The following is a 12,328-nucleotide window of genomic DNA, read 5'->3' as shown; positions in this document are numbered from 1 at the left end:
ATGGGTATTGATCTTCCGCTGATCTGGGCCGTGATCATCATCTTCGGCATCATGATGTACGTGGTGATGGACGGCTTCGACCTGGGTATCGGCATCCTCTTCCCGTTTATTCCGGGCAAAGTCGACCGTGACGTGATGATGAACACCGTCGCCCCGGTATGGGACGGCAACGAGACCTGGCTGGTACTGGGCGGCGCGGCGTTGTTCGGCGCTTTCCCGCTGGCCTATTCGGTGGTGTTGTCGGCGCTGTACCTGCCGCTGATCCTGATGCTGGTCGGGCTGATCTTCCGTGGCGTGGCGTTCGAGTTCCGCTTCAAGGCCAAGGACCACAAGCGCCACCTGTGGGACAAGGCGTTTATCGGCGGCTCGATTGCCGCGACGTTCTTCCAGGGCGTGGCGCTGGGGGCGTTCATTGACGGCATCCCGGTGGTGAACCGTCAGTTCGCCGGCGGCTCGCTGGACTGGTTGACGCCGTTCACGATGTTCTGCGGTGTCGCCCTGGTGGTTGCGTATGCCCTGCTGGGTTGCACCTGGCTGATCATGAAAACCGAAGGCAAGTTGCAGGAGCAGATGCACAACCTGGCGCGGCCATTGGCCTTCGTGGTGTTGGCGGTGATCGGTATCGTCAGCCTGTGGACGCCCCTGTCGCACCCGGAAATCGCCTCGCGCTGGTTCACCTTGCCGAACCTGTTCTGGTTCCTGCCGGTGCCGATCCTGGTGTTGGTGACCATGTACGGGCTGATTCGCGCAGTGGCACGTAATGCCCATTACACGCCGTTCCTGCTGACGCTGGTGTTGATCTTCCTCGGCTACAGCGGCCTGGGGATCAGCCTGTGGCCAAATATCATCCCGCCATCAGTTTCGATCTGGGATGCCGCCGCACCGCCGCAGAGCCAGGGTTTCATGCTGGTGGGCACGTTGTTCATCATTCCGTTCATCCTGGGCTACACCTTCTGGAGCTACTACGTGTTCCGCGGCAAGGTCACCCATGAAGACGGTTACCACTAGGAGGGAGCGTCCCATGTCCGGCAAACCGACGTTGCACGAGATTGAACAGGCCGAGAAACAGCCGTTGTGGCGGCGCCTGGGGTGGTTGGCGATGATCTGGACCGGCAGCGTGCTGGCCCTGTTCATCGTGGCCAGCCTGATGCGCCTGTTCATGAACGCGGCCGGCTTGACCACGCACTGACATCCCAATCCGGGCCTCACGGCCCGGCTTTCAGCCCTGCCATTTGCACGAGTGGCAGGGTTTTTTTATTTGCGCGCTTTGATAATCACGAATTTTGGCGTGGTGGCGATTTGCTCGACACCCCGGAACAACCGGGCCAGTTTGGTGTGGTAGCCCAAGTGACGGTTGCCGACGATGTAAAGAGCACCGCCGACGACCAGGGTTTCCCGCGCCTGCTGGAACATGCGCCACGCGAGGAAATCGCCGACCACCTGTTGCTGATGGAAAGGCGGGTTGCAGAGCACCACGTCCAGCGACTGTGCCTCCTGGCCGGCCAGGCCGTCGCCTGCGCGTATCACCACATCGCGCTCACCCAGCGCGGCGCGCCAGTTCTCGGCGGCCGATTGCACCGCCATAAAGGACTCGTCCACCAAGGTGTAGTGCGCAGCAGGGTTTTGCAAAGCGCTGGCGATCGCCAACACACCGTTGCCACAACCCAGGTCGGCCACTCGGGCGTTGCCCAGGTTTTTCGGCAGGTGGGGCAGGAAGGCGCGGGTGCCGATATCCAGGCCTTCACGGCAGAACACGTTGGCGTGGTTGAGCAGTTCGATGGCCGGGGTGTCGAGGGCGTAGCGGGTGGGGTAGGGCGAGAGGGCGGTGGGCCGTTGGTCGACGGTCGCGATCAACAAGCGTGCCTTCTTGACCGCCAGTGAGGCGTGCATCGGCCCTATGTAGCGCTCCAGCAATTCCCCCGCAGCCCGTGGCAGGTGCTTGATCATCGCCCCGGCGATCACTTCGGCACCCGGTGCCAGCTGACCCTGCAGGCGGATCAACTGTTCCTCCAGTAATGCCAGGGTTTTCGGCACGCGGATCAGCACCCGGTCGAACGGCCCCATGGGCACCTGGCTGGCCGGGATGAACGGCACCGCATCAAACGTCTTGTCGTTGCGTACCAGGTTTTTTTCCAACCCCAGCGCGGCAAGAAACGAATCACCGCTGGAGGTCACTTGTACCTGCCCCTGGAGGCTGGCGGCCAAGGCGCCAAAGCTGTCATTGAGCACCAGCACGCGAGTGGTCGCCGCCGGTTGCTGCTGCGCCAGATAGTCGAGCAGGTATTCGTCGGCGGCATCGAAGGCTTGCAGCGGATCGTTATGTTGCTCGGGTTGGCGGATCAGATCGAGCTGGGCGAACGGGCTGTGGAGCAGGGGCATGGCGGGGGAGGCTCTGGGTGATCATCGGCGGAACCGTCTGAGTGAACTACGAGGTGACACCTGAAGGCGCCGCTCAACACTCAGAATGGGTCGTAAATGGTACTTTTTTTTGAGCCTGATGACATGTGGTGTTTCCGTGCCGGCTAAAACAACCCCGCTTTGGAGGCTCTGAGGACGGCGGCGATCTTGTTGTTGACCCCCAGTTTGTTGAACGTGCTTTTGATGTGAAAGCCTACGGTGCGCTCTGACAGGCACAGAATGGTCGCAATATCCCCGGCGGTCTTGCCCAAGGCTGACCATTTGAGTATTTCGGTCTCCCGAGGGGTCAGTTTGCAGCAGGGCGACGCACTGGGCTCATCGGTGTACTTGCGTGCAACCACCGAGTGCATTGCATGGCAAAGCCATAACACCTGGCCGGCTTTTTCATACAGCTCCTGCGGGCTCACTTCACCACTGCTGCGTGCAAGGGTCAGCATGCTGTAGACACCTTGGAAGTCGTGCACCGGCTGCGTCCAGGCACAATCCACACCAAACGTCTGGGCCAACGACCATAAGTTGGGTGAGGAGTCGAATGCCTTTTGCTCCCAGACAATAGGCAGTACACAGCGTTTACAGTGGGCAACAACAGGGTCGATGGGGAAGAAGTGCGCCTGTTGATACAGCTCGTTCCATTCCTTTGGGTAGTTATTGACTTGAATGGGTTTTGTTTGGTCGTCAGCGAGTTGGGTACTCATAGTAAAGGAACAGAATTGGAAGCCGAGTTCATTGGTACGGTTAAGGACCATGTCAAATACACTGGTAATCTCGTTTTCACCTTCCAGTTTGGGGAGCCGGGTATTGCGCCATTTCACCATTTGTAACTCTCCATGAATTTTGCGTGGCGTGGGTACGTCCTCCTCCCGACGCTGCACGAAAATTAGTGTAGGACATCGCCTACAGGGCCGTGGAAAAAATGTTCTGTTTAACTAGACGTGAGTTGGGTATTGTCTTGTACGGCTATTGCTGGCGTGTACAAGAATTTTTCTCCCCGATAACTTCTTTATGGAATTTAATGAGTTGTGGATAGTGTCAGACTGATGGCGCGTTGGGGCGCTGTTCCATCTGTCGTTAAAAGTTCGCTGGGCTAATAGCTAAATAGTTTGTTTGAACTAATGTGCCGTTATCGGCAACTGTTTTTGATATTGACAAAATCTGTACCGGTGCGCATTGCGACCCCTTCGGCAATGCCAGTACAAATCAGCGGTGTTTGCGCAGGCTGCTTTGAGGGACACTAGGGCTCTGTGCAAAACGGAGTTCCCCATGACGGCCAGTGCTGAGAAATTTACCCGCCAGACCTTGCTCGACGTGCAGTCGCTGACCCCCAGTCTGTTTACCCTGCGCACCACGCGCGACTCCGGCTTTCGGTTTACCGCCGGCCAGTTCGTGCGCTTGGGGGTGACCAAGGCGGATGGCAGCACCGTATGGCGCGCCTATTCCATCGTGTCTGCGCCCTTTGACGAGCACTTGGACTTTTTTTCGATTGTCGTCCCGGGGGGCGAATTCACCAGCGAGCTGAGCCGCTTGCAGGTGGGGGATACGCTGATGGTGGAGCGTCAGGCCACCGGCTTCCTGACCCTGAACCGCTTTGTGGATGGGCGTGATCTCTGGCTGCTGGGCACGGGGACCGGTGTGGCACCTTTTCTGTCGATGCTGCAGGACTTCGAAGTCTGGGAGAAATTTGAGCGTATCGTGCTGGTGTACAGCGCCCGCGAGGCCAAGGAGTTGGCCTACCAATCGTTGATCCACACCCTGGGCGAGCGGGAGTACCTGGCTGAGCACGCCCACAAGCTGACTTATATCCCCATTGTCACCCGTGAACAGCATCCGGGTGCGCTGAATGGGCGCATCACCACCTTGATCGAAAATGGTGAGCTGGAGCGTGCGGCCGGTGTCGAGTTAACCCCGGAACACTCTCGCGTACTGATCTGCGGTAACCCGCAAATGGTCGACGACACACGCCAATTGCTCAAGCAGCGCGATCTGCAACTGAGCCTGAGCCGTCGTCCGGGCCAGGTGGCCGTGGAAAACTACTGGTAGAAAAAAGGCGCCTCGAAGGGCGCCTTTGGGTTGCATCGGTTAAAGCGGCTTGTTGTTCTGAGCCTTGAGCAAGTCGCGGATCTCGGTGAGCAACTCTTCTTCTTTGGTCGGCGTCGGTGGCAAGGTTGGAGCCACCGCTTCTTCGCGCTTGAGACGATTGATGGCCTTCACCCCCATGAAGATCGCGAACGCGATGATCACAAAGTCGATGATGCTCTGGATGAACTTGCCATAGGCCAGTACCACCGCCGGAGCGCCGCCTTGTGCGGCCTTGAGTTGCACCGCCAGGTCCGCGAAGTCCACGCCACCGATCAGCAGGCCGATAGGAGGCATCACCACGTCGCCTACAAACGAGGAAACAATTTTACCGAAGGCGGCACCGATGATGATACCGACGGCCATGTCGACGACATTGCCTTTGACCGCGAAGGCCTTGAACTCACTGATCACGCCCATAGGTTATTCCTTGTTACAGATGAGAAGGGTGGAGGTCAGTGTAAGTCAGTCACAGCAGGCTTGCTTGACACAACTGTTAACACTGACGGCTTTTATCGACACATTAAATCGTAATTAGTTTGCAAAGTGCCATCAATCGCGCGCGAAATACGCCTGAATTCAGTGGTTTACCACATTATTTTCTTAATCGGCCCTGTGGCGTTTTTCTATTTATCTTCTGACTCCCAGGTCACTAGCCTCTGGCAAGCACAACTGAATGTGCACTAAAAAAACCAGAGGAAACCTTGATGAACACTCTCATTCGCCGCAAGCCGGTATCGGCGCGCAGTGCGCTGGCACTGGTGACCGCCAGCCTGCTTTCCCTCTCCGTGCAAGCCGCCAACCTGACCCGTGACAACGGTGCAGCCGTCGGTGACAACCAGAACTCACAAACCGCCGGCGCCAACGGCCCGGTACTGCTGCAAGACGTGCAATTGATTCAGAAACTGCAACGCTTCGACCGCGAGCGCATTCCGGAGCGTGTGGTACACGCCCGTGGCACCGGCGCCCATGGCACCTTCACGGTCACGGATAACCTCAGCGACCTGACCAAGGCCAAGGTGTTCGCCGCCGGTGAAACCACCCCCGTGTTTGTGCGCTTCTCTGCGGTGGTTCACGGCAACCATTCCCCGGAAACCCTGCGTGACCCACGTGGCTTCGCCACCAAGTTCTATACCGCCGAGGGTAATTGGGACCTGGTGGGCAATAACTTCCCGACGTTCTTCATTCGCGACGCCATCAAGTTCCCGGATATGGTCCACGCCTTCAAACCGGACCCACGCACTAACCTGGACGACGACTCACGCCGTTTTGACTTCTTCTCCCATGTACCGGAGTCCACCCGTACGTTGACCGAGTTGTACTCTGACTCCGGCACCCCGGCCAGTTACCGGGAAATGGACGGCAATGGCGTACATGCCTACAAGTTGATTAACGCCAAGGGTGAAGTGCACTACGTCAAGTTCCACTGGAAGAGCCTGCAAGGCATCAAGAACCTTGATCCCAAGCAAGTCACCGAAGTACAGGGCCGTGATTACAGCCATATGACCAATGACTTGGTCACCCATATCAATAAGGGCGATTTCCCCAAGTGGGATTTGTATGTGCAAGTGCTCAAGCCCGAAGACCTGGCGAAGTTTGATTTTGACCCGCTGGACGCCACCAAGATCTGGCCGAATGTACCGGAGCGCAAAGTCGGGCAAATGGTGCTGAACCGCAACCCGGCCAACGTGTTCCAGGAAACCGAGCAAGTCGCCATGGCCCCGGCCAACCTGGTACCCGGCATCGAGCCGTCGGAAGACCGCTTGCTGCAAGGTCGGGTGTTTTCCTATGCCGACACACAAATGTACCGCCTGGGGCCGAACGCCCTGCAACTGCCGATCAACGCCCCACGGGTGACCGTCAACAACGGTAACCAGGATGGCGCGATGAATACCGGCAAGACCACCACCGGTGTGAACTACCAGCCGAGCCGCCTGATGCCGCGGGAAGAGCCGCAAACCGCGCGCTACAGCCAGTCGGCGCTGTCGGGCAGCACTCAGCAGGCGAAGATCCAGCGTGAGCAGAACTTCAAGCAGGCCGGTGATCTGTACCGCTCCTACAGCAAGAAAGAACGTCAGGACTTGATCGACAACTTTGGCGGCTCCCTGGCCACCACCGATGACGAGAGCAAGCACATCATCCTGTCGTTCCTCTACAAAGCCGACCCGGAGTACGGCACCGGCGTGGCCAAGGTCGCCAAGGGTGATTTGGCGCGTGTGAAGGCGCTGGCTGAAAAACTGACTGACTGATCCGTTGGTTCCGATCGACGCTCCCTGGGGCGTCGATCTCTGACAGGAGAACCCTATGCGAATTTCCATCGGTTTGCTGATGGCCATGCTGGCGTTTGTCGCCCATGCCGAATCCCCTGAACCGGCGGCACTCAAGGCGCAGCTTCAGGATTATTACTTTGACGCCGCCCGCCGTGGCGACCTCGACATGCTCAATACCTTTATCGAGTCCGGCTACAGCCTCAATACGCAGGACGACAAGGGTTACACCGCGCTGATCCTCGCCGCCTACCACGGCCAGGGCCCGTTCGTGGAACGTTTGCTCAACGCCGGCGCCGACGCCTGTGTGCAGGACAAACGCGGCAACACCGCGCTGATGGGCGCGATCTTCAAGGGCGAACTTAAAATCGCCCAGCGCCTGCTGGCCACCGACTGCAACCCCGACCAACGCAATGGCGCCGGGCAGACCGCGGCCATGTACGCCGGCTTGTTCAAGCGCGTCGAGTTGCTGGATGCGCTGAAAGCCAAAGGCGCTGATCTCAACGCCGAGGACCCGATCGGCAACAGTGCTTCACGATTGGCCAGTGGTGAAATCCGGACCCCGGCGCCGCGCTGAGCTATCATCGCGGTTTTTCGGTTGGAGGTTCTCAAATGGCAAAGGCCAAGCGCATGTACGGCTGCACGGAGTGCGGCGCGACCTTTCCCAAGTGGGCCGGCCAGTGCAGCGAGTGCGGCGCGTGGAATACCCTGACTGAAACCATGATCGAAAGCGGCGGTGCGGCGGCGCCTGCCGGGCGTGCCGGCTGGACCGGGCAACAGGCGCAGATCAAGACGCTGGCCGAGGTCAGTGTCGAGGAGATCCCGCGGTTCTCCACGGCATCCGGTGAGCTGGACCGCGTGCTCGGCGGCGGCCTGGTGGATGGCTCGGTGGTGTTGATCGGTGGCGACCCGGGCATCGGCAAGTCGACCATCCTGCTGCAAACCCTGTGCAGCATCGCCAGCCGCATGCCGGCGCTGTACGTCACTGGCGAAGAGTCGCAACAGCAAGTGGCCATGCGGGCCCGGCGGCTCGGTTTGCCCCAGGACCAACTGCGGGTGATGACCGAGACCTGCATCGAAAGCATCATTGCCACGGCCCGTCTCGAAAAGCCCAAGGTCATGGTGATCGACTCGATCCAGACCATTTTCACCGAACAACTGCAATCGGCGCCGGGCGGGGTGTCCCAGGTGCGCGAAAGCGCGGCGCTGCTGGTGCGTTATGCCAAGCAGAGCGGTACGGCGATCTTCCTGGTCGGCCATGTGACCAAGGAAGGGGCGCTGGCGGGGCCACGAGTACTTGAGCACATGGTCGACACCGTGCTGTATTTCGAAGGCGAATCCGATGGTCGTCTGCGTTTGTTGCGGGCGGTGAAGAACCGCTTTGGCGCGGTCAACGAACTCGGTGTGTTCGCGATGACCGACAGGGGGTTGAAAGAAGTCTCCAACCCGTCGGCAATTTTTCTGACGCGTGCCCAGGAAGAAGTCCCGGGAAGCGTGGTGATGGCAACGTGGGAAGGCACTCGCCCGATGCTGGTGGAGGTCCAGGCGCTGGTGGATGACAGCCACTTGGCCAACCCGCGACGGGTCACCCTCGGCCTGGATCAGAATCGCCTGGCGATGCTCCTGGCGGTATTGCACCGTCACGGCGGTATTCCCACCCATGACCAGGACGTGTTCCTCAACGTGGTCGGCGGGGTCAAGGTACTGGAAACCGCCTCCGACCTGGCGTTGATGGCGGCGGTGATGTCCAGCCTGCGCAACCGGCCATTGCCCCATGACCTGCTGGTGTTCGGCGAAGTCGGCCTGTCTGGCGAAGTACGCCCGGTGCCCAGTGGCCAGGAGCGCTTGAAGGAAGCTGCCAAGCATGGTTTCAAGCGCGCTATCGTGCCCAAGGGCAACGCGCCTAAAGAGTCGCCGGCAGGTTTGCAAATTATTGCTGTCACGCGCCTGGAGCAGGCGTTGGACGCACTGTTCGAATAAATCGGGAAGGGACGCTATGCAACGATTGAGTTACCCGGGCCTCGCGGCCCTGTTTGTCCTGCTGGTCGGCGCACCCGCCATGGCCTGGGCTGTGGAGCTACCGGCCGGTTACCGCCTGGCGCAGACGCTGACGATCGAAGAGGGCCGTCAGTTGCAGGTGCTGGAAGACCAGCGCATCAGCCCGCAGCTGCACAAGGACAGTTGGGGCAACGGGCAGCTTGAAGACTCGTTTGACGAGCCTGGCGACCTGGTCGACAACCCGCTGCTTGAAGCCCGCGTGCGGCTGGTGTCGGCTGCCGGTGAGGAGATCGCGCAGCAGGACCTGGGCTACCCGTTGGCCAAGGTCAAGAAAGCTGCGCTCAACGGGCTGCCCGAACCTGTGTATTTTTTGATCGTTGATCAAACCGCGCCGATGGGCACCTACAGCGGCCCGGCCACCCAACTGTTGCAGCCGGCTACACAGCAACTCAAGCCGATGAGCTACAAGAATGCCGAGGGCAAAGTCCAGCCGTTGACCCTGGCCCACACGGGCAAGGCGGCCTGGAAAGTGGCTCATCCGGCCAGCGGCGGGCCGGATGAGCTATTGCAGGTGTCATGCTTCATGGAGGGCGAGGGTGAAGGTGAAGAGGATGATTTCACCACCCGTTATCAGACTTATCGCTTTGTCGACGGGCAATGGCAGAGCACTTCAAGCCAGAAACAGGGTTACTGGGACACGGAAAGCGACTTCCCGGCACGAACCGCATTTCCCTGAGGGATCACACTTCCAGTAAGGCGCCGAGTTCGCGCTCGAGTTCTTCCGGGTCACCCAGGTTCAGCTCGATCAGCCGGCGCAGATGGCTGATCGACTCCAGGTCGATTTCCTTGCACACAAACCCTAATTGGTCGTCGCCATCGTGGGCCAGTTTCACCTGCATCTTGATGTGCGCCTTTGGGTCCAGGCGGATATCGACCTCGAACGGTAATGCCTTGTTACCCTTCCAGGCTTCGGGTCGTTTTATTGCCAAACCCTTCAGTGACAAGTCCACTAATTTAACCGGCCATTCGTGGCCGTTTTGCCGAAGTTCGGTCACAGCGTCCATTGCGATCCGGCGGAAGCAGCGACGTTCAGGCGGGTGTTCGGTCATGGTGAATCCCTCTGTGGATAGAAGCAGTGTAGCCCTGCGCCATCATCGGGCGTGGTTTTCTGCTTTTTTTGCCATTGCAAGGCTCTAGACCAACGTAGGGGGGTGGTCTTTGAAGCCAACAGCGCTAAACTCGGGGTGGCTGTCCTTCTGTCCACCCTGGCTGGAATATAAAAATGAAAAATAATAATAGCCTGCTACGCCACCTACCCTGGCTGGTGCTGGCAATTGTAGGAGCGTGCGCCCTGGGCGTAGTGGCCTTGCGCCGCGGCGAGGCGATCAACGCCTTGTGGATTGTGGTCGCGGCGGTGGCCATTTATCTGGTTGCCTATCGCTACTACAGCTTGTTCATCGCTAATAACGTGATGCAACTCGATTCACGGCGGGCCACCCCCGCAGTGCTCAACAATGACGGTCTGGACTATGTGCCGACCAACAAACATATTCTGTTCGGTCACCACTTCGCGGCGATTGCCGGTGCAGGCCCGCTGGTCGGTCCGGTGTTGGCGGCGCAAATGGGCTACCTGCCCGGCACCCTGTGGCTGATTGCCGGTGTGGTACTGGCCGGTGCGGTGCAGGACTTCATGGTGCTGTTCCTGTCCACCCGTCGCAATGGCCGTTCGCTGGGCGACATGGTCCGCGAAGAGATGGGCCGCATCCCGGGAACCATCGCGCTGTTCGGCTGCTTCCTGATCATGATCATCATCCTCGCGGTGCTGGCGCTGATCGTCGTCAAGGCACTGGCCGAGAGCCCATGGGGCATCTTCACGGTGATGGCGACCATCCCGATCGCGATGTTCATGGGCGTGTACATGCGCTACATCCGCCCGGGCCGCATTGGTGAGATCTCGATCCTCGGGGTGTTGCTGCTGCTGGGTTCGATCTGGCTGGGCGGGCAGATCGCGGCCGACCCGGTCTGGGCCAAAGCCTTTACCTTCACCGGTATCCAGATCACCTGGATGCTGATCGGCTACGGTTTCGTCGCTGCGGTGCTGCCAGTGTGGCTGATCCTCGCGCCACGTGACTACCTGTCGACCTTCCTGAAAATCGGCACCATCATCGCCCTGGCAATCGGCATCCTGGTCACCATGCCAGAGCTGAAAATGCCGGCCCTGACCCAATTCATCGACGGCACCGGCCCGGTCTGGAAGGGCGGCCTGTTCCCGTTCCTGTTCATCACCATCGCCTGTGGCGCGGTGTCGGGTTTCCACGCACTGATTTCCTCGGGCACCACGCCCAAGCTGCTGGATAACGAAACCAACGCCCGCTACATCGGTTACGGCGGCATGTTGATGGAGTCGTTCGTGGCGATCATGGCCATGGTTGCCGCCTCGGTGATCGAGCCAGGCGTGTACTTTGCCATGAACAGCCCGGCTGCCGTGGTCGGTGGTGATGTGATGGCCGTGGCGCAAACCGTCAGCAGCTGGGGCTTTGCGATTACGCCCGAGGCGCTGCAGGCCGTGGCCCACGACATTGGTGAAACCACCATCCTGGCCCGTGCCGGTGGTGCGCCGACCCTGGCGGTGGGTATCGCGCAGATCCTGCACAGCGTACTGCCGGGTGAAAACACCATGGCGTTCTGGTACCACTTTGCGATCCTGTTCGAAGCGTTGTTCATCCTCACGGCCGTCGACGCGGGCACCCGTGCCGGTCGCTTCATGCTGCAGGACCTGCTGGGCTCCTTCGTGCCGGCGCTCAAACGCACCGAATCCTGGACCGCCAACCTGATCGCCACCGCAGGGTGCGTAGCGATGTGGGGTTACTTGCTGTACCAAGGCGTGATCGACCCACTGGGCGGCATCAACACCTTGTGGCCGCTGTTCGGTATCTCCAACCAGATGCTCGCGGGTATCGCGCTGATGCTGGGCACTGTGGTGCTGATCAAGATGAAGCGCCAACGCTACATCTGGGTCACCCTGCTGCCGGCGGTATGGCTGCTGATCTGCACGACCACCGCAGGCTTCATCAAGCTGTTCGACGCGAACCCGGCGATCGGTTTCCTGTCGCTGGCCAAGAAGTACAGCGATGCCCTGGCGAACGGCCAGATCCTGGCCCCGGCCAAGAGCATCGACCAGATGCAGCACGTGATCTACAACGCCTACACCAACGCAACGCTGACGGCGCTGTTCCTGTTTGTGGTGTTCAGTATCCTGTTCTATGCGCTCAAGGTGGGTGTCGCCGCCTGGGGCAACAAGGAACGTACGGATAAAGAAGCCCCATTCCAGGCTGTACCAGACGCGTAATCGAGGGTTGCAATCATGTTCAATGACATCAGTCGCCTCGGTAAATACCTCGGTCAGGCCGCGCGCCTGATGGTCGGCATGCCCGACTACGACACTTACGTCGAGCATATGCAAACCAAACACCCGGACAAACCGGTGATGGACTACAAGGCGTTCTTCCGGGAACGCCAGGAGGCCCGTTACGGTGGCAAGGGTGGGCCCAAGTGCTGCTGACCCGTTAGCG

13 protein-coding genes are annotated in these 12,328 nt (G+C 59.7%); 9 read left to right on the top strand and 4 right to left on the bottom strand.

All coding sequences use genetic code 11. The features are described from left to right. Both cydB and JBE38_RS20010 read left to right on the top strand, forming a co-directional pair. Nucleotides 1-1,008 carry a cytochrome d ubiquinol oxidase subunit II gene (cydB, locus tag JBE38_RS20015; RefSeq protein ID WP_060752317.1) on the top strand — a complete coding sequence of 336 codons (1,008 nt, stop codon included), beginning with the start codon at nucleotides 1-3 and terminating at the stop codon, nucleotides 1,006-1,008. Between the two features lie 13 nt (nucleotides 1,009-1,021). Next, complete coding sequence (locus JBE38_RS20010; protein WP_081086932.1) at nucleotides 1,022-1,189, top strand: DUF2474 domain-containing protein; 168 nt, start codon at nucleotides 1,022-1,024, stop codon at nucleotides 1,187-1,189. Nucleotides 1,190-1,254: 65 nt separating this feature from the next. Here the strand turns inward: JBE38_RS20010 and JBE38_RS20005 are convergent, their stop codons facing one another. Both JBE38_RS20005 and JBE38_RS20000 read right to left on the bottom strand, forming a co-directional pair. Next, nucleotides 1,255-2,379, bottom strand: a complete 1,125-nt coding sequence (locus JBE38_RS20005) for a methyltransferase (RefSeq protein WP_205344970.1) — start codon at nucleotides 2,377-2,379, stop codon at nucleotides 1,255-1,257. Between the two features lie 143 nt (nucleotides 2,380-2,522). Then, a complete protein-coding gene (locus tag JBE38_RS20000) occupies nucleotides 2,523-3,233 on the bottom strand; it encodes a helix-turn-helix transcriptional regulator (RefSeq protein ID WP_090365711.1) in 711 nt (236 codons plus the stop codon). Between the two features lie 445 nt (nucleotides 3,234-3,678). Here JBE38_RS20000 and JBE38_RS19995 point away from each other — a divergent pair, with 445 nt between their 5' ends. Then, nucleotides 3,679-4,455, top strand: a complete 777-nt coding sequence (locus JBE38_RS19995) for a ferredoxin--NADP reductase (protein WP_060752314.1) — start codon at nucleotides 3,679-3,681, stop codon at nucleotides 4,453-4,455. A 39-nt stretch (nucleotides 4,456-4,494) separates the two neighbouring features. Here JBE38_RS19995 and mscL read toward each other — a convergent pair whose 3' ends face one another. Beyond that, nucleotides 4,495-4,911 carry a large-conductance mechanosensitive channel protein MscL gene (gene mscL, locus JBE38_RS19990; RefSeq protein WP_060752313.1) on the bottom strand — a complete coding sequence of 139 codons (417 nt, stop codon included), beginning with the start codon at nucleotides 4,909-4,911 and terminating at the stop codon, nucleotides 4,495-4,497. 287 nt (nucleotides 4,912-5,198) lie between these two features. Between mscL and katB the strand changes: the two genes are divergently transcribed. Genes katB through JBE38_RS19970 form a run of 4 tightly spaced genes read left to right on the top strand, consistent with a single transcriptional unit; the run spans nucleotide 5,199 to nucleotide 9,492 of the window. Continuing rightward, nucleotides 5,199-6,740, top strand: a complete 1,542-nt coding sequence (katB, locus tag JBE38_RS19985; RefSeq protein WP_205344969.1) for a catalase KatB — start codon at nucleotides 5,199-5,201, stop codon at nucleotides 6,738-6,740. A 55-nt stretch (nucleotides 6,741-6,795) separates the two neighbouring features. Next, nucleotides 6,796-7,335: an ankyrin repeat domain-containing protein gene (locus JBE38_RS19980; RefSeq protein ID WP_060752311.1), complete on the top strand. Its 540-nt coding sequence runs from the start codon at nucleotides 6,796-6,798 to the stop codon at nucleotides 7,333-7,335. A gap of 35 nt (nucleotides 7,336-7,370) precedes the next feature. After that, on the top strand, nucleotides 7,371-8,738 hold the full coding sequence (gene radA / locus JBE38_RS19975; RefSeq protein WP_205344968.1) for a DNA repair protein RadA: 1,368 nt from the start codon (nucleotides 7,371-7,373) through the stop codon (nucleotides 8,736-8,738). 16 nt (nucleotides 8,739-8,754) lie between these two features. Further along, nucleotides 8,755-9,492 carry a hypothetical protein gene (locus JBE38_RS19970; RefSeq protein ID WP_205344967.1) on the top strand — a complete coding sequence of 246 codons (738 nt, stop codon included), beginning with the start codon at nucleotides 8,755-8,757 and terminating at the stop codon, nucleotides 9,490-9,492. Between the two features lie 4 nt (nucleotides 9,493-9,496). On the opposite strand, the gene JBE38_RS19965 is transcribed toward JBE38_RS19970, so the two are convergent. Continuing rightward, nucleotides 9,497-9,865 (bottom strand): PilZ domain-containing protein, encoded by a 369-nt coding sequence (locus JBE38_RS19965; protein WP_205344966.1) that lies wholly within the window; start codon nucleotides 9,863-9,865, stop codon nucleotides 9,497-9,499. 173 nt (nucleotides 9,866-10,038) lie between these two features. On the opposite strand from JBE38_RS19965, the gene JBE38_RS19960 reads away from it, so the two are divergent. Together JBE38_RS19960 and JBE38_RS19955 are read left to right on the top strand one after the other, a co-directional pair. Next, nucleotides 10,039-12,105: a carbon starvation CstA family protein gene (locus tag JBE38_RS19960; protein WP_205344965.1), complete on the top strand. Its 2,067-nt coding sequence runs from the start codon at nucleotides 10,039-10,041 to the stop codon at nucleotides 12,103-12,105. 15 nt (nucleotides 12,106-12,120) lie between these two features. Next, complete coding sequence (locus JBE38_RS19955) at nucleotides 12,121-12,318, top strand: YbdD/YjiX family protein (RefSeq protein WP_003194308.1); 198 nt, start codon at nucleotides 12,121-12,123, stop codon at nucleotides 12,316-12,318. Nucleotides 12,319-12,328: the final 10 nt, after the last annotated feature.

This window comes from Pseudomonas sp. ICBG1301, from assembly GCF_016918385.1.
Lineage (GTDB): Bacteria > Pseudomonadota > Gammaproteobacteria > Pseudomonadales > Pseudomonadaceae > Aquipseudomonas > Aquipseudomonas palleroniana.
Note: the sequence above shows the minus strand (reverse complement) of the source record. Positions and strands in the feature narration are given on the sequence as shown.

Coding starts and splice junctions, on each gene's coding strand:
- JBE38_RS19970 (WP_205344967.1), top strand. CDS start 8,755: ATGCAACGATTGAGTTACCCGGGCCTCGCGGCCCTGTTTGTCCTGCTG.
- cydB (WP_060752317.1), top strand. CDS start 1: ATGGGTATTGATCTTCCGCTGATCTGGGCCGTGATCATCATCTTCGGC.
- radA (WP_205344968.1), top strand. CDS start 7,371: ATGGCAAAGGCCAAGCGCATGTACGGCTGCACGGAGTGCGGCGCGACC.
- katB (WP_205344969.1), top strand. CDS start 5,199: ATGAACACTCTCATTCGCCGCAAGCCGGTATCGGCGCGCAGTGCGCTG.
- JBE38_RS20010 (WP_081086932.1), top strand. CDS start 1,022: ATGTCCGGCAAACCGACGTTGCACGAGATTGAACAGGCCGAGAAACAG.
- JBE38_RS19960 (WP_205344965.1), top strand. CDS start 10,039: ATGAAAAATAATAATAGCCTGCTACGCCACCTACCCTGGCTGGTGCTG.
- JBE38_RS19965 (WP_205344966.1), bottom strand. CDS start 9,865: ATGACCGAACACCCGCCTGAACGTCGCTGCTTCCGCCGGATCGCAATG.
- JBE38_RS19995 (WP_060752314.1), top strand. CDS start 3,679: ATGACGGCCAGTGCTGAGAAATTTACCCGCCAGACCTTGCTCGACGTG.
- JBE38_RS19980 (WP_060752311.1), top strand. CDS start 6,796: ATGCGAATTTCCATCGGTTTGCTGATGGCCATGCTGGCGTTTGTCGCC.
- JBE38_RS20005 (WP_205344970.1), bottom strand. CDS start 2,379: ATGCCCCTGCTCCACAGCCCGTTCGCCCAGCTCGATCTGATCCGCCAA.
- JBE38_RS19955 (WP_003194308.1), top strand. CDS start 12,121: ATGTTCAATGACATCAGTCGCCTCGGTAAATACCTCGGTCAGGCCGCG.
- JBE38_RS20000 (WP_090365711.1), bottom strand. CDS start 3,233: ATGGTGAAATGGCGCAATACCCGGCTCCCCAAACTGGAAGGTGAAAAC.
- mscL (WP_060752313.1), bottom strand. CDS start 4,911: ATGGGCGTGATCAGTGAGTTCAAGGCCTTCGCGGTCAAAGGCAATGTC.